Source organism: Aliihoeflea sp. PC F10.4 (assembly GCF_054612275.1).
Genome location: NZ_JBTSWH010000001.1, coordinates 2,109,832 through 2,131,549 on the forward strand (window position 1 = coordinate 2,109,832; position 21,718 = coordinate 2,131,549).

The following is a 21,718-nucleotide window of genomic DNA, read 5'->3' on the forward strand; positions in this document are numbered from 1 at the left end:
AAAAGGCCGGCGAAATCGCCGGCCTTTTCCGTTCGATCCAGAAGACTGGATTAGAACTTCACACCAAGACCAACCGTAACGCGGTGGTTGTTGGAGTCGGCGTCGAACGGGGTCACGCCCGGCAGGTCGTAGGTCTCGCTGCCGTAGTCCGTGTAACGGTATTCGGCACGCGCGAAGACCTGGTCGGTCAGGCGAGCATCGACACCGGCGCCGACCGTGTAGCCGAGAGCGACGTTGGTGTCGCGCTCGGAGTAGCCCGGGCCGTCGACGGAAATGCGCTGACGCTCAGCGGCCAGACCAGCCGTACCGTAGACGAGGATGTCTTCGGTGACGGTGACGCCGAGGCGACCGCGGACCGAGCCGTCAACCGTGGTGCGCGACGTACCGGTGAAACCAGCGCCGAGATCGGTCGAACCTTCGAGGTCGGAGTAGTTGACGTCAACTTCCGCACCATAGACGAGCGAGCCGTTCTGGACCTGGTAACCACCGAAGGCACCGCCCATCCAGCCGTCCGTGTCGACCGCGCCAACGCCCGGCAGATCAGGATCGGTTTCACCTTCGAAGCCGTAACCGACGCTGAGACCAGCATACGGACCCGACCAGGTGTTGACCGGTGCGATTTCCATCGGAGCAGCCGGTGCCGGCGGCTCCTGGTAAACGACGTCGGCAGCGAAAGCCGGAGCCGAGATGACGGCAACGCCGAGAGCGAGAGCGGCGGGACGATAGAAATTCTTCATTTTGTTACTCCTTAGCGGCGAGAACCCAAACTCGGTTCCCGACTTCAATGACAAGCGCTGAACCTTTACGGGAGGCAATTGGTTCCGGCGCCGGACCGAGGCGAACATCGTGTCGAAATGCGGCTGAACCCCATCTGAAAAGGGGTCATTCCCCGGCTGAAAAAAGGCAGGAATATGACGTTGCATTCATGCCACAGGCACGAAGGCGACGTTGTTAAGGTATTGTTTATCATACATTTTCAAAAACGGAAAATAATAATAAAATGGCACGGATTATGCCGCCAGCCATACCCCGTTCAAAGCCGGGAAAACATAGAGACGGCCCTTCAGTCCAGAGGGCAAGACGACTATATCGGATGCATCTGGAAACGACTTCGCGATCGAATGATGCAAAAATACAACAGGGTCGCTCTCGTGACCGGCGGCGCAAAGCGCATTGGCAGGGCCATCGTTGAAAACCTGTCCGAGAATGGCTTTGCCGTCGCTATTCATTGCAACGGTTCGCGCGTCGAAGCCGACGCTCTTGCTAGCGACCTCGCGCGTTCGGGACGCGGCGTGGCAGTGGTCCAGGCCGATCTGACTGAGCGCGCGGCGCTTTCAGGCGTGATCGAGGATGCCACCCGGCAACTCGGCCCGGTAAATCTGCTCGTGAACAATGCGTCCGTATTCGAGGACGATGGGGCAAGTGATTTCGGATGGGAGGTGTGGGACAGGCATTTCGCCGTTCATGTCGAGGCACCTGCGTTTCTTGCAAGAACGTTTGCCACACAGCTTCCGGCGGGCGAGGAAGGGCTTATTGTCAACTTGATCGACCAGCGCGTCTGGGCGCTGACACCACGCTTTTTTTCCTACACGCTATCGAAATCCGCGCTTTGGACGGCCACTCAAACGCTGGCGCAGGCGCTCGGTCCGCGCATTCGCGTCAACGCCATCGGCCCCGGTCCGACCTTGCCGAATTCGCGACAGGACAATCATGACTTCCAGAATCAGATCGACGCGCTGATCCTGAAACGCGGACCTGATCTTGCCGATTTCGGCGCGACCATCCGTTGGCTGTGGGACATGAAATCGGTCACCGGCCAAATGATCGCGCTCGATGGCGGCCAGCATCTGGCCTGGGAAACGCCGGACGTTTCGGGAGTTGCCGAGTGAAACCGCCCACACCCGAAAAAGGCACGACGGCCCTGAAGCGCGCCGAGCGATCGCGCGATGACGTTGCCGGCTACATGCCGAACGGTGACGACGACGATAGTGAAAGCGACGAGATCGAGGCCGAGCCACTGCCCGCGAGCACCGATCTCGGCATTTCCTGGGAGAGCGACCGGGGCGACGCGGAAGGCAAGATCGGCATCGAGGTCATCCAGACGCTCGTCAAGCGACTGCCGAATGCGCCCGGCGTCTACCGGATGATCAACAACGCCGGCGACGTGCTTTACGTCGGCAAGGCACGCAGCCTCAAGAAGCGCGTGACGAATTACGCGCAAGGGCGCGGCCACACCAACCGGATCGGCCGGATGGTACGCGAGACGGCGCATATGGAATTTGTCGTCACCCGCACGGAGATCGAGGCGCTTCTTCTCGAAGCGAACCTGATCAAGCGCCTGCGGCCGCGCTTCAACGTCCTGATGCGGGACGACAAGTCGTTTCCCTATATCCTTTTGACGCGCGATCACCCCTCGCCCGGCATCTTCAAGCATCGCGGTGCGCGCTCGCGAAAGGGCGATTATTTCGGCCCCTTCGCCTCGGCCGGCGCGGTGGGCCGCACGATCAATTCATTGCAACGGGCGTTTCTTTTGCGCACCTGCACCGATTCGGTGTTCGAGACGCGGACGCGCCCGTGCCTTCTCTACCAGATCAAGCGGTGCTCCGGCCCCTGTACCGACGAAGTCTCCAAGGACGACTACGAGGAACTGGTGAGCGAAGCCAAGGCGTTCCTCTCGGGCAAATCGTCGAAGATCGTCTCCGAAATCTCGTCCGCCATGCAGGCCGCATCCGCAGACCTCGATTTCGAGCGTGCCGCGATCTATCGCGACCGCCTTTCAGCGCTGAGTCACGTACAAAGCCATCAGGGCATCAACACGCAGTCGACGGAAGAAGCCGATGTCTTCGCCATCCATCAGGAAGGTGGACAGAACTGCATCGAGGTGTTTTTCTTCCGGACCGGCCAGAACTGGGGCAACCGCGCCTATTTTCCGAAGGCTGATCCGTCCATCGAGGCGGCGGAAGTTCTGGGCGCATTTCTCGCGCAGTTCTATGACGACAAGCCCGTTCCGCGCACGATCCTGTTGTCGCAGCCCGTCGAGGAGCAGGAATTGCTGGCGCAGGCGCTGGCCACGCGCGCAGGCCGCAAGGTCACTGTCATGGTGCCGCAGCGCGGAGAGAAAAAAGACCTGACCGACCACGCGCTTCAAAATGCGCGGCAGACGCTCGGGCGACGGCTCGCCGAAACCTCGTCGCAGGCGCGGCTTCTGGCGGGGTTGGCTGAGACGTTCGGGTTGGAGCGAACGCCGCGCCGCATCGAGGTATTCGACAATTCACACATCATGGGCACCAACGCCGTTGGCGCGATGATCGTGGCGGGGCCAGAAGGCTTCATGAAAAACCAGTACCGCAAGTTCAACATCCGCTCGACCGAGATCACGCCGGGCGACGATTTCGGCATGATGCGCGAGGTCATGGAGCGGCGCTTCTCGCGGCTCGTCAAGGAACATGGCGTGCCCGACCGCTCGCAGGAACCAGCCGACAATGATGACTTCCCCGCCTGGCCGGACCTGCTTTTGATCGATGGCGGGCAAGGCCAGCTATCGGCTGTACGCAAGATCCTGATCGATCTCGGGCTGGAAAATACCGTCCAGACCATCGGCGTTGCCAAGGGCGTCGACCGCGACGCCGGTCGCGAGCGCTTCTTCATTCCAGGCCGCGAGCCGTTTTCGCTGCCGATGCGCGACCCGGTTCTGTATTTCGTGCAGCGCATGCGCGACGAGGCGCATCGCTTCGCCATCGGCTCGCACCGCGCGCGGCGCAAGAAGGAGATGGTGAAGAACCCGCTGGACGAGATCGCAGGCATCGGGCCGGGACGCAAACGTGCCCTGCTTCATCATTTCGGAACCGCCAAGGCCGTCAGCCGCGCGGGTATCGAAGACCTGATGTCGGTATCGGGCATCTCTGCGGCGGTTGCCAAAACCGTATATGACCATTTTCATGAGAAGGGCTGACGGTTAAACTGCCCCGGTGCCGCCTCAGGGCGCTTGACTTGACGTGCCACTAACGCGAGTTTCCGCCCGGCCACACGGCCTTGTTCGCAACACCAATATCTTTCAGGATTTCATGTCGAGCCGCGCCTTCAACGTCCCGAACCTTCTCACTTACGGGCGTATTCTGGCGGTCCCGCTGATCGTGCTGTGCTTCTTTCTGGAAGGACGGCTTCAATCGAGCGATTTCGCGCGCTGGTCGGCGCTGACGATCTTCATCGTGGCCAGCATCACAGATTTTCTCGACGGTTATCTCGCGCGAATCTGGAAGCAGACATCGAATATCGGGCGTGTGCTCGATCCGATTGCCGACAAACTGCTCGTCGCCTCCATCCTGCTTCTGCTTGCCGCCGACGGCACGATCGCTGGGTGGACGCTTTGGGCGGCTATCATCATTCTGTGCCGCGAAATTCTCGTGTCGGGCCTGCGCGAATATCTTGCCGGGCTGAAAGTATCCGTCCCCGTTACGCAGCTTGCCAAGTGGAAGACCACGATCCAGCTCGTCGCCATCGGCTTTCTGCTCGCCGGCCCCGCGGGCGACAAGATCCTGCCCTATACGACCGAAATGGGCATCACGCTCCTGTGGATCGCGGCCGTCCTAACGCTCTACACCGGCTATGACTATTTCCGCGCGGGCGTGAAGCATTTCGAGGACTGAGATGAAACTCATTTACTTCGCCTGGGTGCGCGAACGCATCGGCACCGCCGAGGAAGAGATCGACCTGCCGGACGATGTAAACACAGCCGGTGACCTGCTCGCCTTCCTGCGCGCGCGCGGCGATGGCTACGCCGAAGCCTTGCGCGACCCGAAAGTGATCCGCGTTGCGATCAATCAGGAGCATGTCGATCATCGCGAGCCGATCGCAGGCGCGCGCGAAATCGCTCTGTTCCCGCCGATGACCGGCGGCTGACGCCATGCCCTGCGCGATCCGCATCGTGGTGCAGGCCGAGCCGTTCGACACGGCAGGCGAAATCGCCGCGATCAAGGCGCACGACGCGGATGTCGGTGCGGTCGTCACCTTTTCGGGCATCTGCCGCGATGAAAGCGGGCGTCTCGAAGCGCTCGAACTCGAACATTATCCCGGCATGGCCGAGGCCGAAATCGCGCGCATCGCTAAGGAAGCCGCCACGCGCTGGCCGGTTGACGCGCTGAGCGTCATCCACCGTCATGGAAAGATCGCGCCGGGCGACGACATCGTGCTCGTCATCGCCGCGTCGCGCCATCGGGAGGCCGCCTTCGACGCCGCGTCTTTTCTGATGGATTTCCTCAAAACCAACGCGCCGTTCTGGAAAAAGGAGCATCTGGTGGGCGGCGCGACAGGCGAATGGGTCGACGCGCGCGAGGCCGACGACGAGGCGCGCGCGCGCTGGAGCAAATAAAAAGCCGCGACAGGTGCCGCGGCTTTTCATAGTCATTTCAGACCGTTCGGCGCGTCAGCGCCCAAACAGATTCAGCCGACGATTTCGGTGTCGGAGAACCAGTACTTGATTTCCTGGGCTGCGGTTTCCGGCGCATCCGAGCCGTGAACCGAGTTTTCGCCGATCGACAGAGCGTGCGTCTTGCGGATCGTGCCTTCGTCGGCGTTGGCCGGGTTCGTCGCGCCCATGATCTCGCGGTTTTTCAGGATGGCGTTCTCGCCTTCCAGAACCTGAACGACCGTCGGGCCGGACGTCATGCCGTCGACGAGTTCACCGAAGAACGGACGATCCTTGTGGACCGCGTAGAAGCCTTCGGCCTCACGGCGGCTCATCCACACGCGACGCGACGCGACGACGCTGAGACCTGCGTCTTCCAGCATCTTGGTGATGGCGCCGGTCAGGTTGCGCTTCGTCGCATCCGGCTTGATCATGGAAAAGGTGCGTTCAATCGCCATGTTTCGTCTTCCTAAGGATATTTGGGGAACTCGATGTGGGCGCGTCTATAGCGGCCCGGCCTGCTCCTGTGAAGAGGCGTCGGCTTGCGCCATCGAGACCTTTCGTCCCAGCCCGTCGTGGAGATCGAGGCAACGTTCGAACCATTCATGAACCGGGTCTTCGCGTGTGAGGAACGCGAATGGCGACGTGATCCGCACCCACTGGAACGCGCTTGCGACGATGTAATCGCAAAAAAGCGGTGTCTGCCCGCCGATGAAGGGTTGATAGGACAAGGTGCTACGCAACGGCTCAAGACTTTTCGAAAATCCGTCGAGCCCGGCGTCGCGACCGACCGGAATATCCTCCAGCTTTTTGCCGAACCGCGCTTCACGCGATTTTCGAAAAAACGTCTGATCTTCGGGCGCAAGAACATCATAGATGTCCATCAGTGCGGCCGCGCCGAGATATCCATGCACGACTGTCTGCGACCAGCGCTCGACGAACCGTGCCATCGCCTCGCCCCCTGCCCCGGCGAACAGCGTCGGACGGTCAGGATAAGCCTTGTCCAGATAGAGCGCGATCTGGAAGGAATCGCCGACGGTTTCCGCACCGTCGCGGATGACCGGAACGGTCCCGTGACGCCCGCCTTCCACGCCGGCGACTGCGGTGAACGGCGTCGGCACGCTTTGAAAATCCAGCCCTTTATGGGCAAGCGCGAACGCGACCTTCCAGCAATGCGGGCTAAAAGGGCGGGATGGGTCTTCGCCAACCAAGTCGTAAAGAAGTATCGTCATGAAATAGCCCCTTGTCGGCTGCTGCGCCCGCTTTCGCCGATAGTGCCCACAGTGTATTGGGTCATTCCAGTTCTATCTTTTCGTTCGGAGCCATGAAGCAGCATTTTTCCATGTTCGCGGCCTATAACGCATGGGCCAACGCGTTGATTTACGACGCAGCCGCAGATGTCGGTGACGAGGCGCTCTGGCGCGATGTCGGCCTCGCCTTTTTCTCGCTCGGCGGCACGCTGAACCATATTCTCGTCGCCGACCGGATCTGGCTGAAGCGCTTTACCGGGCAAGGCGACGCACCCGCCGCGCTCGACACCATCCTGTTTGGCGAAATCGGTCGCCTGCGCGAGGCGCGCGCGGCCGAGGACCAGCGGATCGCAGACTACATCGCTGAGCTTACTTCCGAGGATTTGCGCGGGCGGTTTTCCTATCTGACCGTCACAGACATGCGCACGATCTCGCAACGGCTCGCCCCGTCACTGGCGCATTTCTTCAATCACCAGACCCATCATCGCGGACACGCGCATGCGGCGCTGACGCGTCTTGGCGGAAAAGCCCCCGCGCTCGACCTCAGCGCCTTCCAGCGAACCGAAGCGGGGCGCGCCTTCGCATAGTGCGGCTCTTGCGTGCGCTGCGCCAAAGGTTCAAACAGCCATCACCATGCTTATTCTCGACGATATCTCGCTACGCATCGCCGGTCGGCTCCTGATCGACCACGCCTCGCTCACCCTGCCTGCTGGCTCAAAAGCTGGCATCGTGGGGCGAAACGGCACCGGCAAGACGACGCTGTTCAAGGCGATCTGCGGCGACATGCCGACCGAAAGCGGCAAGATCAGCATGCCGAAGAGCACGCGCATCGGACAGGTCGCGCAGGAAGCGCCGGGCACCGAGGAGCCGCTGATCGACATCGTGCTCAAGGCCGATACCGAGCGCGCCGCGCTGCTGGCTGAGGCTGAGACCGCGCATGACGCTCACCGCATCGCTGAAATCCAGACGCGGCTTTCCGACATCGACGCGCATTCGGCCGAAGCGCGCGCGGCGACGATCCTCGCCGGTCTCGGCTTCGACGAGGATGCGCAAAAGCGTCCCGCCTCATCCTTTTCGGGCGGCTGGCGCATGCGCGTGGCGCTGGCGGCGGTGCTTTTTGCCGAGCCTGACCTTCTGCTTCTCGACGAGCCGACCAACTATCTCGATCTCGAAGGCACGCTCTGGCTCGAAAACTATCTGTCGCGCTATCCGCACACGGTCCTTCTCATCAGCCACGACCGCGATCTTCTCAATCGCGCGGTCTCATCGATCGTGCATCTCGAAAACAAGAAGCTGACGCTTTGGCGCGGCGGTTACGACCAGTTCGCGCGACAATATGCCGAGCAGGCCGAGCTTCAGGAAAAATCACGCGTCAAGCAGGATGCGCACCGCAAGCACATGGAGGCGTTCGTCGAGCGCTTCCGCTATAAAGCCTCGAAGGCGCGGCAGGCGCAATCGCGGCTGAAGGCGCTGGAAAAGCTGAAGCCCATCGACAGCTTTGCAGGCGAAGCCGTACGCCCTTTCAAGTTTCCGGAGCCGGAAAAGACGGTTGCCTCGCCGATCATCGCGGTTTCGGGTGGCTCGGTCGGTTATCAGGCGGGCAAGCCGATCCTCAACCGCATGTCGCTCAGGATCGACGAGGACGACCGGATCGCGCTCCTGGGCGCAAACGGAAACGGCAAGTCGACCTTCGCCAAGTTGTTGTCGGGCCGGCTCAAGCTCGAAAGCGGGACGATGACCATCGCGCCGGGGCTGAAGGTCGCGATCTTCGCGCAGCACCAGCTCGACGATCTGCGCCCGGAAGAAAACGCCGTCGAGCATGTACGCCGCCTCATGCCGGAAGCCCCGGAGGCCAAGGTTCGTGCGCGTGTCGCGCAGATGGGGCTGGCGACCGAAAAGATGACGACGCCCGCCAAGGACCTTTCGGGCGGCGAGAAGGCGCGGCTTCTCATGGGCCTTGCGGCTTTCGAAGGCCCGAACCTCCTGATCCTCGACGAGCCGACCAACCATCTCGACATCGACAGCCGCGAAGCGCTGATCCACGCGCTCAACGATTATTCCGGCGCGGTCATGATCATCAGCCACGACCGACACCTGATCGAGGCGACGGCCGACCGTCTGTGGCTCGTCAAGGAGGGGCATGTCGGACCGTTCGATGGCGACATGGCGGATTATCGCCAGATCGTAACGGGCGGCGCATCGGAACGGCGCGAAAAGCGCGACACCGACAAGGCGTCGAAAGCCGACAAGCGTCGCGAGGCCGCGCAGCGACGTGCCGCGCTGGAGCCGCTCGCCAAGCAGATCAAGGCGACGGAAGGGCTGATGGATCGCACACGCAAGCGGATCGAGGCGCTCGACGCGGAACTGGCAAACCCCACGCTTTACGAGCGCGATGCTACCAAGGCTGCCAAACTTGCCAAGGAGCGCGCCGACCAGTCCGCCGCGCTCGACCGCCATGAGGAGACGTGGCTGAACCTGTCGAGTGAATATGAGGAGGGACTTGCGGCATGACAGTTCGGTGCGAGCGACAAGGCGCAATCACAATTATCACCATCGATCGTCCCGAACGGCGCAACGCCATCGATCCGGCGACCGCGCAGGCGCTGTTTGATGCCTTCACCACCTTCGATGCGGATGAGACACAAAGCGTTGCCGTTCTGACTGGCGAGGGTGGATCATTTTGTGCCGGCTTTGATCTGAAGACAGCCGCTGAAGGCGTCGATGAAGGCTGGTTCGCGGAACATGCGCTGGACGCCTCTTTCGACAGGGAAAACGACCGGCCTCGCAAGGGACCGATCGGCCCGACACGGCTCGATCTTTCCAAGCCAGTCATAGCTGCGATCAGTGGCGCGGCGGTCGCGGGCGGAATGGAACTGACCTTGTGGTGCGACCTGCGCATCATGGAACAGTCGGCTTATATGGGTGTTTATTGCCGGCGCTGGGGCGTGCCGCTGATCGATGGCGGGACGGTGCGCCTGCCTCGCATCGTCGGACACGGTCGGGCGATGGATTTGATCCTGACCGGCCGGCATGTCGACGCACAAGAATGTCTGTCCATCGGGCTTGCCACAAGGGTCTGTGCAGACGGCTTGGCACTGGAGACGGCAATCGCGATGGCGCAGGACCTGACGCGCTACCCGCAACGCTGCATGCGCGCCGATCGACGGTCAGCCATCGATCAGTGGTCACATTCTCTGCCCGTCGCACTCGCAGGCGAATGGAAAAGTGCCGAGACGTACAGTCAGGAAGGCATCGCCGGCGCGGCGCGCTTCAGTGACGGCAAGGGACGTAGCGGCGACTTCTCGGACATCTGAACGCGTCACCCCTGACAGCGCGAAAGCCGCTCGTCATTGTTGTCGATCCGGTCGATGAATTTCAGTTCGAGCGCATCTTGCGCCGGAACGAACCGGACACGTTCGGTTGCCGGCTCGGCCTCGGTACCCGAGCATTCGAGTGTCGCCAGCCAGCCTTCACCGTTGCGCTCGGGGGCCGTCATAGTGCAGGTGCGGTCACCCGTCGCCAGCCGCCCATCTGCGATCGTCGTCGTCCTGTCGTCGCCGGGCGCATTGCAAAAGGCGGCGCTTCTCGCCCAGCGGCCATAGATGTTGCTGACGTCCGGTTCGGTCTGCACGACAGGAGGCGCGGCTTCTGCGGTTCGAGCGATCGGTGAATCATCGCCGCAGGCCGAAAGAATCAGCGGGCAGGCGACAAACGCTAACGCGGACAAAACTTTTTTCATGCCGCTAAAACTCGCGGCTCAAGCCTTGCGTTCCCAGCGCCGCTCAGGCGTTTGCTGCCAATATGTCACGGTGTGGCTTTTCTGCCGCAGGTCTTTCCAGCTTGCCCGCGCACGCTGGAGCTGGTCGTCGTCATGTCCGTCAAACATGAACACCGCGCGCTCATACGATGACAGGTCGGGCGCTTCCGCGCCATCGACCATGAAGCGGATCTGCGCGCCATTTGCATTTTCCGCCGTCAGGGTAAGCAAGACCGGATTTTCCGAGGCATGCTCGGTTCCGTCGACCGCATGCGCCAGAAACGAATCTTCGCGATAGGTCCACAACGCCATGTCGAGCGCGTTGCGGCGTTCCTCGCTGCCGGTCTGGATCACTGCCTTCCACCCCCTTGCGACCGACTTTTCAAGGAGCGCGGGCAATGCCTCCTCGAGCGTCGATTCGGTCAGGTGATAGAACAGGACGTCGGTCAATTCGCCATCAACCCTCGTAGTGATCGCGAACAAGGCGATCGAGCAGGCGCACGCCGTAACCGGACGCCCAGGACTGGCTGATCTCGTTTGCGGGCGAGGCCATCGCCGTACCGGCGACATCGAGATGCGCCCAGGGCGTGTCCTTGACGAAGCGCTGAAGGAACTGAGCCGCCGTGATCGCGCCGGCATGGCGGCCGCCGATATTCTTCATGTCGGCGTTCTTGGAATCGATCAGCTTGTCGTAGTCCGGTCCCATCGGCATGCGCCAGACGCGTTCCCCCGTCGACTGGCCGGCCGTGAAGAGACGCCCGGCAAGCTCGTCATTGTTGGAGAAAAGGCCGGCATGCTGCTGACCGAGCGCGATGAGGATCGCGCCAGTAAGCGTTGCCAGATTGATCATGAAGCGCGGCTCGAACCGGTCATTGCAGTACCAGAGCGCGTCGGCCAGAACGAGACGGCCTTCCGCGTCGGTGTTCAAGACTTCGATCGTCTGGCCGGACATGGAGGTTACGATGTCGCCGGGGCGCTGCGCCTTGCCGTCGAGCATATTTTCCACCAAGCCGATGATGCCGACCACATTCACCTTCGCCTTGCGTGCGGCAAGTGCATGCATCAGGCCGGTCACGGCAGCCGCACCGCCCATGTCGCCCTTCATGTCTTCCATGCCGGCTGCGGGCTTGATCGAGATGCCGCCCGAATCGAAGACAACGCCCTTGCCGACGAAGGCGACCGGCTTGTCCTTGGCCTTGCCACCCTTCCACTGCATGACGACGAGGCGCGCGGGACGATCCGAGCCCTGCGCAACGCCCAAAAGCGCGCCCATGCCCAGCTTTTCCATTTCGCCGGCCTTCAGAACCTCGACCTCGACGCCGAGTTTTTCAAGTTCCTTCGCCTTGGCGGCGAACTCGACCGGGCCGAGAATGTTCGCCGGCTCGTTGACCAGATCGCGAGCGAGCATCACGCCGGCGGCAATCGCCTCGCGTTCGGCGAACGCTTTTTTCGCGGCTTGCGGGTCGGCGCAGGCGATGACGAAAGCCGTATCCTTTTCGGCGTCATCGCCATTGTCGTCCTTGCGCGTCTTGTATTTGTCGAACGTATAGGCCCGAAGCAGAATGCCCATCGCGACCCCGGCCGCGTCCTGCGCGGAGATGTCAACGCCATCGAGATCGAGCACCACGGTCACGCGCCTTGCCTTGCGTGCGGCCGCCTGCACGGCCCCGCCGAGCTTCAGCCAGCCAGTTTCGTCAAGCGCCGAAGACTTGCCGGTCCCGAGCACGACCAGCCGGTCGAGGCTGGTGCCGTGCGGTGCCAGAAGATCGGCGGACGTACCGGACTTTCCCTTGAAGGAAGCCGCTTCGATGGCGCGCGGCAGGACACCTTGCGGATCGAAGGTCGATGCGGAATTCGCCAGTCCGCCCTCCTCCGCGCTCAGGAGAATCACGACACCTTCGGTCTGGGCAGAAGGCTTGGCAAAGCTGATCGTCGGGCGTTGGGACATGAGCTATCCTTCGTATCGTGTTATATGAGCCTCGGCAGGCCGTTCATTCTGCGGTAGAACTTCGGACCGGTTATTTCAAGGCCGCGTTGAGCGCGCGCGCCCGTCAACATATCGTTAACCATGTGTCTTCGGCATTTGTTTGCCAAGGTGACCGATTGTGTGGTTCACCGGTGCCGCAAAGCGCAGACGGGCAACCTTGCGGCAATCGGATTCGCCGCATGTTGGCCCCATTTGAACGGATCAGACTACCGCATGAAAGTGCTCGAAACCTACATCATGCGGCGCACATTCGCGATTTTCGCGATTACGCTCCTGTGGGTGCTGTCCATCGTCTGGACGACGCAGATTCTCGCCCGGATCAATCTGGTGACGGGCAGCGGGCAGTCGGCGACGACTTTTTTCGAGATCGCGGCACTCGTTTTGCCTTCGGTGATTCCCATCGTCATCCCCTTTGCGCTGGCGATCGCCGTTGCGCAGACGCTGAGCGCAATGAACACCGATTCCGAACTCATCGTCATCACCGCATCGGGAAGCCCCAAGACGACCGTCGTGCGACCCATCATGCTGGTCGCAGCACTCGCCTCGGTCGCCTCATTCGCAATCGAGAACGGCATCGAGCCGTTTGCGCGCGAGCGCCTGCGCGTGCTGGTTTCGGAAGCGCGTGCCGATCTTTTGTCGTCGGTCGTTCAGGAAGGCACCTTCCAGACGATCGACGACGGTCTCGTTATCCAGATCAGCGAACATCTGCCTGACGGACGCTTCGGCGGCATCTTCCTGGCCGATACGCGCGAGGAAGAGACCGAGCTGATCTATTATGCAAAGACGGGAGCGACGATCGAGCTCGACAACGAGCATGTGCTCGTCATGCAGGACGGCGTCGTTCATCGCCGCAACGCCACCGGCAACGTCTCGGTCATACGATATCAGTCCTACGCGTTCGACCTTGCGGAATTCGCGCCGGCCACGGCGACGATCAACTACCTGCCGAAGGACCGCACTCTCGGATTTCTCATGAACCCCGACCCCGACGATCCGGTTTTCCGCTCGTCGCCGCAATCCTTCACCGCCGAATTACATCGCCGGCTGACCGACTGGGTCTATCCGATCGTCTTCGCGCTTGTCGGACTGGCGGTCGCAGGCGATTCGCGCTCGTTCCGCGAATCGCGAATCCACCCATTGATCACGACCACGATCGTTGCCCTTTTCGTGCGATGGGAGGGGTTCGTCATCGGCAATGCCGCCAAGGACAGTCCGGCCATGGTGCCGCTCATGTATGCCGTTCCAGCCATCGCCGCCGCCATCTGCCTTTGGGTGATCGTCACCAACAGACGGCTCGAAATACCGGTCAACTGGACCGACCGGCTCTATGATATCTGGAAGCAGACCTTTTCGCGACCCCCCTCGCCCCGGAGCGCCGGGCAAGGAGGCGGGTCATGATCGGACGCACGCTCGGCGCCTATTTCATGCGGCGCTACCTGATCATCACCTTCTGGTTCTTCGCCGGCATTTTCGGTCTGATCTTCATCATCAATTTCACCGAAATATCGCGGCGCGTTGGTGATCTGCCGGACTATTCCCTTTGGTGGGGCATCAGCTTCGCGGCCATGCAGACCCCCATCATCATGCAGCAGGCAGTGCCTTTCATTGCGCTCGTCTCGGGCATCGCGACACTGATCTCGCTAAACCGCAAATACGAACTCGTCGTCGCGCGCGCGGCCGGCATTTCGGCATGGCAGTTCCTGCTGCCCATCTGCGCGGGAGCGATGAGTTTCGGGCTTGCTGCCCTTTTCGTTCTCAATCCCGTCGCCTCCTATGGCTTCCAGCGCACGCAGTTTCTGGAGGCCGACATTCGCGGCGGAACCGGAACGCCGGTCGCCGGCCCCGACGCACCTTGGATCAAGCAGCGCGTGGGCGACACCGAAACGTTTATCGGTGCAGCCGGCGTTCTCGACGATGGATTGCAGCTCGTTAACGCAACCTTCATCGTCGTCGGTGCTGATACAAGCGCAATCGAGCGCTACGACGCGGAGCGAGCCCATCTGGAAAATGGGTCATGGCTTTTGGAAAACGGCCGGCGCACGATGAGCGGGGTTCCTCCCCAGCCCTTCGAAACGTACAGCATACCCACCAATCTGACGCCGGAATTCATCCTCGAACGCCTGGCCACTCCGGAGACGATTCCGATTTTCGAGCTTCCCCGCAAGATCGCGGCCGCCCGTTCGTTCGGCCTGCCGGCCAATAGTTTCTCCATGCATCTTCATTCGTTGCTGGCGATGCCGGCGCTGCTCGTCGCGATGACGCTCATTGCTGCAACAGTGTCGATGCGTTTTGCACGTATGGGGCAGTCATCGACCATGATTCTGGGTGGCGTGCTTGCCGGCTTTCTGCTTTATGTCGTCACGGTACTCGTCAAGGCGTTCGGGAGCGCCGGACTTGTGCCGCCTGTCGTCGCAGCATGGCTTCCGGTCATCGTTGCCGGCTTTTTCGGGGTGACCTTCCTGCTTTACAGGGAGGACGGTTAGTGAGGGGCGTGCTTGCGGGCATGAGTAAGGCCGGTTTGTCCAGACGCCTTGTCGGCGCTACGGCTGTTGTCGCTTTCGTGGCAGCATTGCCTTTGCTCGCCCACACGCCTGCGGCAGCGCAGACGATCGACCTTGCAGCAGCGGGCAATCCCGACGCCGACATGCTGCTCGAAGCCGATACGCTCGTCTACGACAACGACCAGAATCGCATCACGGCAGTCGGCTCGGTCCAGATCGAATATGACGGAAACCGGCTGGTCGCCCAGCGCGTCACCTATGATCGCGCAACGTCACGGCTTATCGCCAGCGGCGGTGTCGAGATCATCGATCCAGACGGAACGCGTTTTCAAGCCGACGAAATCGACGTGACCGATGATTTCGCCGACGCCTTCGTGCGCACGTTGCGCGTCGAAACACCGGATCGCACTTATTTCGGCGCGGACCGCGCGGAGCGGCGCGACGGTGCGGTGACCGAGTTCGAGCGCGGCGTCTACACCGCCTGCGAGCCCTGCGAGGAAAATCCGGACAAGTCTCCGGTGTGGAATATCAAAGCCCAGAAGATCATCTGGAACGGTGAAACGAAGACCATCCGGTTCGAACGGGCGCGATTCGAGTTTCTCGGCGTGCCACTCGCTTTCCTTCCCGCCTTCGAGATCGCCGACCCGACCGTGGAGCGCAAAAGCGGTTTTCTCGCGCCGACCTATGGAAGTTCAGAACGTCTCGGCCAGTATTTGCGCGTGCCTTATTATTTCGCGCTGTCGCCCACCTATGACCTTACGGTCTATGGAAGCGGCTACACCAAGCAGGGCTTTCTGGCCGAGGCTGAATGGCGCCAGCGCTTCGATAACGGCCAGTACAACCTCAAGATCGCCGGCATCTCGCAGCGCAATCCCGACGAGTTCAACCAATTCACCGTCGATGCACATGAAGAGACACGCGGCCTGATCGCCTCGCGCGGTAATTTCGCGATCAATCCGCGCTGGCAATTCGGCTGGGACGGAATGATCCAGTCCGACAAGAATTTTGGCTACACGTACGACATCGAGCAGGCGAGCGCGTATCGCGTTACCTCGCAAATCTATCTGACCGGCCTTGACGGACGGAATTTCTTCGACCTGCGCGCCTATCATTTCCAGACGCAGGAAAGCGCGCTCGACTTCCGCCCTGACGGCACCCGCAACCCTGCGGCATCCTCTCCGCTACAGCCCGTCGTGCTGCCGTCCTTCGACTACAGCCTGACGCCCGACACGCCGATCGCAGGCGGCGAACTGACCATCGACGTCAATAGTCAGGCGCTCTGGCGCGACCGCTACGACGGGCGCGATCCCGGCTCCTTGACCGGAAATGGCGGTTCGTTCCCATCCGGTCGCGGACTTGACGGCGGCTCGGGTCGTATAACGGCGGAGGCCGAGTGGAAACGCTCGTTCATCACGCAAGGCGGCCTCGTGCTGACGCCGATGCTCCATGCCCGTCAGGATGGTATCGGGGTGAATTTTGGAGACGGCGCGTTCGATCCAGCGCGCGGTGTCGGGGCTGTCGCGGCCGCGCAAGGCTCGACGGCCGACATCCGCTCCGCCTACTATCGCTCGATGGCGACGGCCGGTCTTGAAGCGCGCTGGCCGATCCTGTTCTCGACGTCCAGCAGCACGCATATCCTTGAGCCGACCGGGCAACTCTTCGCCCGTCCGAACGAGCCGTACGGAAATTCACTCGGCATTCCCAACGAAGACGCGCAAAGCCTCGTTTTCGATGCCAGCAATCTTTTCGAACGCGACAAGTTCTCCGGATATGACCGGATCGAAGGCGGCACACGCGCCAATCTGGGTCTGCGATACACCGGCGATCTTGGCGGTGGCTGGGGTGCAAACGCAATCGTGGGCCAGTCCTATCATCTGGCCGGCCGCAACCCCTTCGCCTCGCCCGACCTCGTCTATGCCGGAGCGTATTCCGGCCTCGAGGACGACGTTTCCGACTATGTCGGATCGGTCGGTCTCACCACGCCGTTGGGCGTATCGCTTGCGGCAGGTGCCCGCTTCGACAAGGACGGCTTTGAGGTTCGACGCACAGATGTCGCCGCGAGCTATTCGTCGGCATTCGCCACCGTGTCCGCGCAATACGCATTCATCGATGCGCAGCCGTCCTACGGCTTCAGCGAGGACCGTCATGAAGTCCGCGTGGGCGGTTCAGCGCAGGTCCATGAATACTGGCGCGTTTTCGGTAACGCCACGTTCGATCTCAACACGAACCACATGGTTCGCCGCGGTATCGGTTTCGCCTATGACGACGATTGCTTCGGCATCAACTTCACCTATGCCGAAACCCGAAACAACAGAACGAACGACGTCCTGACCCGCGACTTCGGCGTGAACATCACCTTGCGTACATTGGGTGATTTCGGGCAATCGACGTCCAACAGTTCCACGTTCTGATCTGCCGGTTGACATCGTTTCGCCCAACATGCACTGCAAGGGCTTGAATATCGTGGAACATTGTCGCGCGCCGGCTCAAGGAGGCTTTGACGGATGAAGACATTGCTGCTGACAGCCGGTCTGGCTCTCGCTATCGGTTTCACCGCCCTGCCCGACGGTGCGATGGCTCAGACGAGCGAAATCCGCTACATCGTCAACAATACACCGGTCACCAGCTACGATATCCAGCGCCGCGCTGCTTTTCTGCAGTTGCAGCGTCGCGGTGGTGGACAAGAAGCGGCAGCGCAGGAGTTGATCGACCAGACACTGCGCCGTGCCGAAATCCAGCGCCTCAACATTCGCGTCAGCGATGACGATGTGGCGCAGGCATATCAGCGCTTCGCGAGCTCAAACAATATGAGCATCGCGCAGATGGATCAGATCATGGCCGAAACCGGCGTGACCAAACAGCACTTCCTCGACTTCATCCGCTCGCAAATGGGCTGGGGACAAGCGCTTCAGGCCCGCGCGCGTCACGATCAGACGAGCATGAGCGAGCAGGACGTGGTCCAGCGCATGCTCGAGCAGGGCGGCGACAAGCCGTCTGCGACCGAATACACGCTTCAGCAGGTCATTTTCGTCGTGCCGACCGCCGAGCGCGGGGCCCGTCTTGCGACACGCCGGCGCGAGGCAGAGGCAATGCGTGCCCGCTTCCAGGGTTGCGATACGACCCGCGAGTTTGCCAAGGGCCTCGTGGATGTAACGGTTCGCGATCTCGGTCGCGTCCTCGAGCCGCGACTGCCGCCCGAATGGTCCGATCCGATCAAGGCGGCCCGCGCAGGCTCCGCGACCCCGGTTCGTGACACCGAGCGGGGCGTCGAGTTCATCGGCATCTGCTCGGCACGTGAAGTTTCCGACGACACCGTTGCACAAGCGGTGTTCGAAGCCGAAAATCTCGGCAACAGCGAAGATTCCGACGCGTTGAGCAAGACATATACCGACGAATTGCGCGGACGCGCCCAGATCGTCCAACGCTGACCTTGCCGACGCCTCTCGTCATCACATGCGGCGAGCCTTCGGGCGTCGGGCCTGAACTGATACTCAAGGCATGGGCGACGCGTCGACAGGACGAGCTTGCGTCCTTTGCAGTGCTTGCCGACCCTGCGCTGCTTCGCGCGCGCGGCGAACGCATCGGTGTCGACGTTTCGATAACAGAAACGGACATGACGCTCGCCGATAGCGTGTTCGACAACGCACTTCCGGTCATCCCTCTTGCGCATCCGCTTTCCGATGCGCCCGGCGAGCCAAATACTGCGAATGCAGCCGGTGTCATCGAGGCTATCGACAGGGCCGTCGGGTTCGTGCGCGGCGGACAGGCGCGCGCGATCGTTACAGCCCCCATCGCCAAGAAGCCGCTTTATGATGCCGGTTTTCGCTTTCCCGGCCATACGGAATATCTCGGCCATCTTGCAGAAAAGCTCTTCGGCGGCGCGCCGAGGCCTGTGATGATGCTGGCCGGGCCTCAGCTTCGCGCTATTCCGGTGACGATCCATATCGCGCTGAGCGACGTTCCCGCCGCTTTGACGCGCGAACTCATCCTCGACACCTGCCGTATCGCCGCCTTCGACCTGCGATCGCGCTTCGGGATTGCCAAGCCGCGCCTTGCCATATCCGGGCTCAATCCGCATGCCGGCGAAGGCGGGGCGATGGGGCGCGAGGAGATCGAGACGATCGCACCGGCCATCGAAATGTTGCGCGCCGAAGGCATCGACGCCTTCGGCCCTCTCCCCGCCGACACGATGTTTCATGCCCGGGCGCGCGAGAGCTATGACGTCGCCATCTGCATGTATCACGACCAGGCATTGATCCCCGCCAAGGCGCTCGCCTTCGACGAAAGCGTCAATGTCACGCTCGGCCTTCCCTTCGTGCGCACCTCGCCGGACCATGGCACGGCATTCGACATCGCCGGCAAGGGCATTGCGCGCGCAGACAGCTTGATCGCCGCCATCCGCCTTGCAGACCGGATGAGCGGGAGCCATGCCGCATGAGCATCGATGGATTGCCGCCCCTGCGCGACGTGATCGCGCGCCACGATCTGCGCGCCAAGAAGTCGCTCGGGCAGAATTTTCTGCTCGACCTGAACATCACGTCGAAGGTCGCGCGCGGTGCCGGAAACCTCACCGACGCAACGGTCATCGAAGTCGGACCGGGACCGGGCGGACTGACCCGCGCGCTTCTTCTTAACGGCGTACGCCATGTCATCGCCATCGAACGCGACGAGCGCTGTCTTGCCGCGCTCGATGAGATTTCATCCCATTATCCCGGCCGGCTCGAAATCATTTCGGGCGATGCGCTGGAAACGGATTTTGCGGCACTTGCCGCCGACCAGAACGATGTGCGGATCGTCGCCAATCTGCCCTACAATATCGGCACGGAACTTCTCGTGCGCTGGCTGTCCACCGAGCCGTGGCCGCCCTACTGGCGCTCGCTGACGCTGATGTTCCAGAAAGAAGTCGCGCAGCGCATCGTGGCGCAGCCGGGCGACGACGCCTATGGGCGTCTTGCCGTTCTTGCCGGCTGGCGGGCGCATGCCGACATCCTGTTCGACCTTCCCCCGCAGGCCTTCACCCCACCGCCGAAGGTCACGTCCGCCGTCGTGCATCTGGAACCGCGCGCCAAGCCGCTCCCCGTCGAAGCGTCCAAGCTCTCTCGCGTTACGGAGTTCGCATTCGGACAGCGCCGCAAAATGCTGCGCCAGAGCCTCAAGCCGATCGGCGGCGAAGCACTGCTGGCCCGGATCGGGATCGACCCAACCCGGCGAGCAGAGACGCTTTCGGTCGAGGAATTCGTCGCGATAGCCCGCGAGTTGTAAGCTTTTTACTCAACGGGTTCTGAAAGCAGGTCCGAGACGAACTCGAACAGGCCCGGACGTCGGTCACGGCGCAGTCGCTCGGCCTTTACGATCGCCTCGACGGCATGGAAAGCCCGGTCGAGGTCGTCATTGACGACCACATAATCATATTCGCGCCAATGCTCGATCTCGACGCGGGCGTTTTTCAGCCGTGCCTCGATGACGTCCTCATGATCTTCGGCGCGCCTCGTCAAACGCGATTTCAATTCGCGCATCGACGGCGGCAGGATGAAGATCGAGACGATATCCCCACGCATTTTCTCGCGCAGCTGCACCGCGCCCTGCCAGTCGATGTCGAACAGCATGTCGCGTCCCGCAGCCATCGCCGCTTCTGCAGGTTCGCGCGGCGTCGCGTAGAAATTGCCATGCACTTCAGCCCATTCGAGCAAAGCGTCGTTGTCGCGCATCAGCTCGAATTCGCGCTTCGTGCGGAAATGATAATGATTGCCCTCGATCTCGCTCGGGCGGCGCTGGCGCGTCGTCACGCTCACCGAAAGCTGGAAAGCGGGATCGGTTTCAAGAAGATTGCGCGCAATGGTCGACTTGCCCGCACCCGAGGGCGAAGAGATGACGAGCATCAGGCCACGGCGACGGATCGCGGCAGACGGCAGTTCCTTGGACATTGCTACTCCAGATTCTGGACCTGTTCGCGGAACTGGTCGATGACTGCCTTCAGTTCCAGACCGATGGCCGTAATCGTCGCCGCGTTCGATTTGGAGCACAACGTATTCGATTCCCGGTTAAATTCCTGCGAAAGAAAATCGAGCCGGCGTCCGATGGCACCACCATCGGCCAGCAATGATCGGGCCGACGCGATATGCGTGCGCAGCCGGTCGATCTCTTCCCTGATGTCGGCTTTCGTGGCCAGGAATGCCGCTTCCGCATTGAGCCGTGCCTCGTCGAGCGGCGCACCTGTCTTGAGAAGCAGTTCGACTTGCTCGGCAAGGCGTGCGCGGATCGCCTGTGGTTCGCGCGCCGGATCGGCTTCCGCGCGATCCGTCAGTGTTTCGATCTGGTCGATATGGCCAAGCATCAGGCCACGCAACGCAGCGCCTTCCTCGCCTCGCGCCGCCGCCAGGTGCGAGAGCGCTTCATCGAGCAGGGAGAGGATCTTGCGGTCGCGCGTCGCACGCGCCTCGTCGTCCAGTGCAGTATCCTGCGTTTCGATCACACCGCGCAGCGAAAGCAATCCGTCGGCGCGGGCGGGAGCTGCTCCGAATTCGCGCTCCAGCCTTTGCGCCAGCGCGGCCAATTCGACGAGCAGGATTTCATTGACCGCAACGCGAGACTCCGTGGTGGCAACTCGTGAGATGGACAAGGTCGCCTGAAGGTTGCCGCGCTGAAACGCCTTCTGGATCGCCTGACGCGCCAGTTGTTCGACGCTCTCGAAGCCGGGCGGCACGCGAAGGCGCGCTTCCAGCCCCTTGCCGTTCACGGATTTCAGTTCCCAGGCAATCTCATCACCGCCGGCACTGCCTGACGCGCGGGCAAAGCCCGTCATGCTTTGAACGCTCATTT

At 61.8% G+C, this 21,718-nt stretch carries 22 protein-coding genes; 14 read left to right on the forward strand and 8 right to left on the reverse strand.

Features of this window, described 5'->3' with window-relative positions:
- Nucleotides 1–50 precede the first annotated feature (50 nt).
- Nucleotides 51–737 carry an outer membrane protein gene (locus ACX82Z_RS10755; RefSeq protein WP_459588633.1) on the reverse strand — a complete coding sequence of 229 codons (687 nt, stop codon included), beginning with the start codon at nucleotides 735–737 and terminating at the stop codon, nucleotides 51–53.
- Between the two features lie 387 nt (nucleotides 738–1,124).
- Here ACX82Z_RS10755 and ACX82Z_RS10760 point away from each other — a divergent pair, with 387 nt between their 5' ends.
- From ACX82Z_RS10760 to ACX82Z_RS10780, 5 genes are all read left to right on the forward strand, one after another.
- Nucleotides 1,125–1,889, forward strand: coding sequence for an SDR family oxidoreductase (locus ACX82Z_RS10760; RefSeq protein ID WP_459911704.1), 765 nt, complete (start codon nucleotides 1,125–1,127; stop codon nucleotides 1,887–1,889).
- Between the two features lie 74 nt (nucleotides 1,890–1,963).
- Nucleotides 1,964–3,952 carry an excinuclease ABC subunit UvrC gene (uvrC, locus tag ACX82Z_RS10765; RefSeq protein ID WP_459911706.1) on the forward strand — a complete coding sequence of 663 codons (1,989 nt, stop codon included), beginning with the start codon at nucleotides 1,964–1,966 and terminating at the stop codon, nucleotides 3,950–3,952.
- A 112-nt stretch (nucleotides 3,953–4,064) separates the two neighbouring features.
- Complete coding sequence (pgsA, locus tag ACX82Z_RS10770) at nucleotides 4,065–4,646, forward strand: CDP-diacylglycerol--glycerol-3-phosphate 3-phosphatidyltransferase (RefSeq protein ID WP_459588635.1); 582 nt, start codon at nucleotides 4,065–4,067, stop codon at nucleotides 4,644–4,646.
- 1 nt (nucleotide 4,647) lies between these two features.
- The gene (gene moaD / locus ACX82Z_RS10775; RefSeq protein WP_459588636.1) at nucleotides 4,648–4,899 is read left to right on the forward strand and encodes a molybdopterin converting factor subunit 1; all 252 of its coding nucleotides are present in this window, start codon (nucleotides 4,648–4,650) and stop codon (nucleotides 4,897–4,899) included.
- A 4-nt stretch (nucleotides 4,900–4,903) separates the two neighbouring features.
- A complete protein-coding gene (locus ACX82Z_RS10780) occupies nucleotides 4,904–5,368 on the forward strand; it encodes a molybdenum cofactor biosynthesis protein MoaE (protein WP_459588638.1) in 465 nt (154 codons plus the stop codon).
- Between the two features lie 71 nt (nucleotides 5,369–5,439).
- On the opposite strand, the gene ndk is transcribed toward ACX82Z_RS10780, so the two are convergent.
- Together ndk and ACX82Z_RS10790 are read right to left on the reverse strand one after the other, a co-directional pair.
- The gene (ndk, locus tag ACX82Z_RS10785; protein ID WP_459588640.1) at nucleotides 5,440–5,862 is read right to left on the reverse strand and encodes a nucleoside-diphosphate kinase; all 423 of its coding nucleotides are present in this window, start codon (nucleotides 5,860–5,862) and stop codon (nucleotides 5,440–5,442) included.
- Between the two features lie 45 nt (nucleotides 5,863–5,907).
- The gene (locus ACX82Z_RS10790; protein WP_459588641.1) at nucleotides 5,908–6,636 is read right to left on the reverse strand and encodes a glutathione S-transferase family protein; all 729 of its coding nucleotides are present in this window, start codon (nucleotides 6,634–6,636) and stop codon (nucleotides 5,908–5,910) included.
- A gap of 92 nt (nucleotides 6,637–6,728) precedes the next feature.
- On the opposite strand from ACX82Z_RS10790, the gene ACX82Z_RS10795 reads away from it, so the two are divergent.
- The 3 genes from ACX82Z_RS10795 to ACX82Z_RS10805 are packed head-to-tail and all read left to right on the forward strand — an operon-like array spanning nucleotide 6,729 to nucleotide 9,968.
- Nucleotides 6,729–7,241 (forward strand): DinB family protein, encoded by a 513-nt coding sequence (locus tag ACX82Z_RS10795; protein WP_459588642.1) that lies wholly within the window; start codon nucleotides 6,729–6,731, stop codon nucleotides 7,239–7,241.
- Nucleotides 7,242–7,287: 46 nt separating this feature from the next.
- Entirely contained in the window at nucleotides 7,288–9,165 is a 1,878-nt protein-coding gene (locus ACX82Z_RS10800; protein ID WP_459588644.1) for an ABC-F family ATP-binding cassette domain-containing protein, read from the forward strand.
- A complete protein-coding gene (locus ACX82Z_RS10805; protein WP_459588646.1) occupies nucleotides 9,162–9,968 on the forward strand; it encodes a crotonase/enoyl-CoA hydratase family protein in 807 nt (268 codons plus the stop codon). Before ACX82Z_RS10800 ends, ACX82Z_RS10805 begins: the two co-directional genes overlap by 4 nt.
- A 5-nt stretch (nucleotides 9,969–9,973) precedes the next feature.
- On the opposite strand, the gene ACX82Z_RS10810 is transcribed toward ACX82Z_RS10805, so the two are convergent.
- From ACX82Z_RS10810 to ACX82Z_RS10820, 3 genes are read right to left on the reverse strand one after another with little or no spacing between them, the layout of a single operon-like run.
- Nucleotides 9,974–10,393 (reverse strand): hypothetical protein, encoded by a 420-nt coding sequence (locus ACX82Z_RS10810; protein WP_459588648.1) that lies wholly within the window; start codon nucleotides 10,391–10,393, stop codon nucleotides 9,974–9,976.
- An 18-nt stretch (nucleotides 10,394–10,411) separates the two neighbouring features.
- Entirely contained in the window at nucleotides 10,412–10,861 is a 450-nt protein-coding gene (locus tag ACX82Z_RS10815; protein WP_459588650.1) for a DNA polymerase III subunit chi, read from the reverse strand.
- A 7-nt stretch (nucleotides 10,862–10,868) separates the two neighbouring features.
- The gene (locus ACX82Z_RS10820) at nucleotides 10,869–12,359 is read right to left on the reverse strand and encodes a leucyl aminopeptidase (protein ID WP_459588651.1); all 1,491 of its coding nucleotides are present in this window, start codon (nucleotides 12,357–12,359) and stop codon (nucleotides 10,869–10,871) included.
- Nucleotides 12,360–12,611: 252 nt separating this feature from the next.
- Between ACX82Z_RS10820 and lptF the strand changes: the two genes are divergently transcribed.
- From lptF to rsmA, 6 genes are all read left to right on the forward strand, one after another.
- Nucleotides 12,612–13,796: an LPS export ABC transporter permease LptF gene (gene lptF / locus ACX82Z_RS10825; RefSeq protein WP_459588653.1), complete on the forward strand. Its 1,185-nt coding sequence runs from the start codon at nucleotides 12,612–12,614 to the stop codon at nucleotides 13,794–13,796.
- Nucleotides 13,793–14,881 (forward strand): LPS export ABC transporter permease LptG, encoded by a 1,089-nt coding sequence (gene lptG, locus ACX82Z_RS10830; RefSeq protein ID WP_459588654.1) that lies wholly within the window; start codon nucleotides 13,793–13,795, stop codon nucleotides 14,879–14,881. The genes lptF and lptG overlap by 4 nt, the downstream gene beginning before the upstream one ends.
- Before the next feature lie 20 nt (nucleotides 14,882–14,901).
- On the forward strand, nucleotides 14,902–17,310 hold the full coding sequence (locus ACX82Z_RS10835) for an LPS-assembly protein LptD (protein ID WP_459588656.1): 2,409 nt from the start codon (nucleotides 14,902–14,904) through the stop codon (nucleotides 17,308–17,310).
- A gap of 93 nt (nucleotides 17,311–17,403) precedes the next feature.
- Nucleotides 17,404–18,327 (forward strand): SurA N-terminal domain-containing protein, encoded by a 924-nt coding sequence (locus ACX82Z_RS10840; protein WP_459588658.1) that lies wholly within the window; start codon nucleotides 17,404–17,406, stop codon nucleotides 18,325–18,327.
- Between the two features lie 2 nt (nucleotides 18,328–18,329).
- Nucleotides 18,330–19,337, forward strand: a complete 1,008-nt coding sequence (gene pdxA, locus ACX82Z_RS10845; protein WP_459588660.1) for a 4-hydroxythreonine-4-phosphate dehydrogenase PdxA — start codon at nucleotides 18,330–18,332, stop codon at nucleotides 19,335–19,337.
- A complete protein-coding gene (gene rsmA, locus ACX82Z_RS10850; RefSeq protein ID WP_459588662.1) occupies nucleotides 19,334–20,161 on the forward strand; it encodes a 16S rRNA (adenine(1518)-N(6)/adenine(1519)-N(6))-dimethyltransferase RsmA in 828 nt (275 codons plus the stop codon). The genes pdxA and rsmA overlap by 4 nt, the downstream gene beginning before the upstream one ends.
- 5 nt (nucleotides 20,162–20,166) lie before the next feature.
- Here the strand turns inward: rsmA and gmk are convergent, their stop codons facing one another.
- Together gmk and ACX82Z_RS10860 are read right to left on the reverse strand one after the other, a co-directional pair.
- Nucleotides 20,167–20,823, reverse strand: coding sequence for a guanylate kinase (gene gmk / locus ACX82Z_RS10855; RefSeq protein ID WP_459588664.1), 657 nt, complete (start codon nucleotides 20,821–20,823; stop codon nucleotides 20,167–20,169).
- A 2-nt stretch (nucleotides 20,824–20,825) separates the two neighbouring features.
- Nucleotides 20,826–21,716 (reverse strand): YicC/YloC family endoribonuclease, encoded by an 891-nt coding sequence (locus ACX82Z_RS10860; protein ID WP_459588666.1) that lies wholly within the window; start codon nucleotides 21,714–21,716, stop codon nucleotides 20,826–20,828.
- Between the last annotated feature and the right edge of the window lie 2 nt (nucleotides 21,717–21,718).

Bases quoted from the DNA above. Each gene is read 5' to 3' on its own strand.
- ACX82Z_RS10755 (WP_459588633.1), bottom strand. From the start codon at position 737: ATGAAGAATTTCTATCGTCCCGCCGCTCTCGCTCTCGGCGTTGCCGTC.
- ACX82Z_RS10760 (WP_459911704.1), top strand. From the start codon at position 1,125: ATGCAAAAATACAACAGGGTCGCTCTCGTGACCGGCGGCGCAAAGCGC.
- uvrC (WP_459911706.1), top strand. From the start codon at position 1,964: ATGCCGAACGGTGACGACGACGATAGTGAAAGCGACGAGATCGAGGCC.
- pgsA (WP_459588635.1), top strand. From the start codon at position 4,065: ATGTCGAGCCGCGCCTTCAACGTCCCGAACCTTCTCACTTACGGGCGT.
- moaD (WP_459588636.1), top strand. From the start codon at position 4,648: ATGAAACTCATTTACTTCGCCTGGGTGCGCGAACGCATCGGCACCGCC.
- ACX82Z_RS10780 (WP_459588638.1), top strand. From the start codon at position 4,904: ATGCCCTGCGCGATCCGCATCGTGGTGCAGGCCGAGCCGTTCGACACG.
- ndk (WP_459588640.1), bottom strand. From the start codon at position 5,862: ATGGCGATTGAACGCACCTTTTCCATGATCAAGCCGGATGCGACGAAG.
- ACX82Z_RS10790 (WP_459588641.1), bottom strand. From the start codon at position 6,636: ATGACGATACTTCTTTACGACTTGGTTGGCGAAGACCCATCCCGCCCT.
- ACX82Z_RS10795 (WP_459588642.1), top strand. From the start codon at position 6,729: ATGAAGCAGCATTTTTCCATGTTCGCGGCCTATAACGCATGGGCCAAC.
- ACX82Z_RS10800 (WP_459588644.1), top strand. From the start codon at position 7,288: ATGCTTATTCTCGACGATATCTCGCTACGCATCGCCGGTCGGCTCCTG.
- ACX82Z_RS10805 (WP_459588646.1), top strand. From the start codon at position 9,162: ATGACAGTTCGGTGCGAGCGACAAGGCGCAATCACAATTATCACCATC.
- ACX82Z_RS10810 (WP_459588648.1), bottom strand. From the start codon at position 10,393: ATGAAAAAAGTTTTGTCCGCGTTAGCGTTTGTCGCCTGCCCGCTGATT.
- ACX82Z_RS10820 (WP_459588651.1), bottom strand. From the start codon at position 12,359: ATGTCCCAACGCCCGACGATCAGCTTTGCCAAGCCTTCTGCCCAGACC.
- lptF (WP_459588653.1), top strand. From the start codon at position 12,612: ATGAAAGTGCTCGAAACCTACATCATGCGGCGCACATTCGCGATTTTC.
- lptG (WP_459588654.1), top strand. From the start codon at position 13,793: ATGATCGGACGCACGCTCGGCGCCTATTTCATGCGGCGCTACCTGATC.
- ACX82Z_RS10835 (WP_459588656.1), top strand. From the start codon at position 14,902: ATGAGTAAGGCCGGTTTGTCCAGACGCCTTGTCGGCGCTACGGCTGTT.
- ACX82Z_RS10840 (WP_459588658.1), top strand. From the start codon at position 17,404: ATGAAGACATTGCTGCTGACAGCCGGTCTGGCTCTCGCTATCGGTTTC.
- rsmA (WP_459588662.1), top strand. From the start codon at position 19,334: ATGAGCATCGATGGATTGCCGCCCCTGCGCGACGTGATCGCGCGCCAC.
- gmk (WP_459588664.1), bottom strand. From the start codon at position 20,823: ATGTCCAAGGAACTGCCGTCTGCCGCGATCCGTCGCCGTGGCCTGATG.
- ACX82Z_RS10860 (WP_459588666.1), bottom strand. From the start codon at position 21,716: ATGAGCGTTCAAAGCATGACGGGCTTTGCCCGCGCGTCAGGCAGTGCC.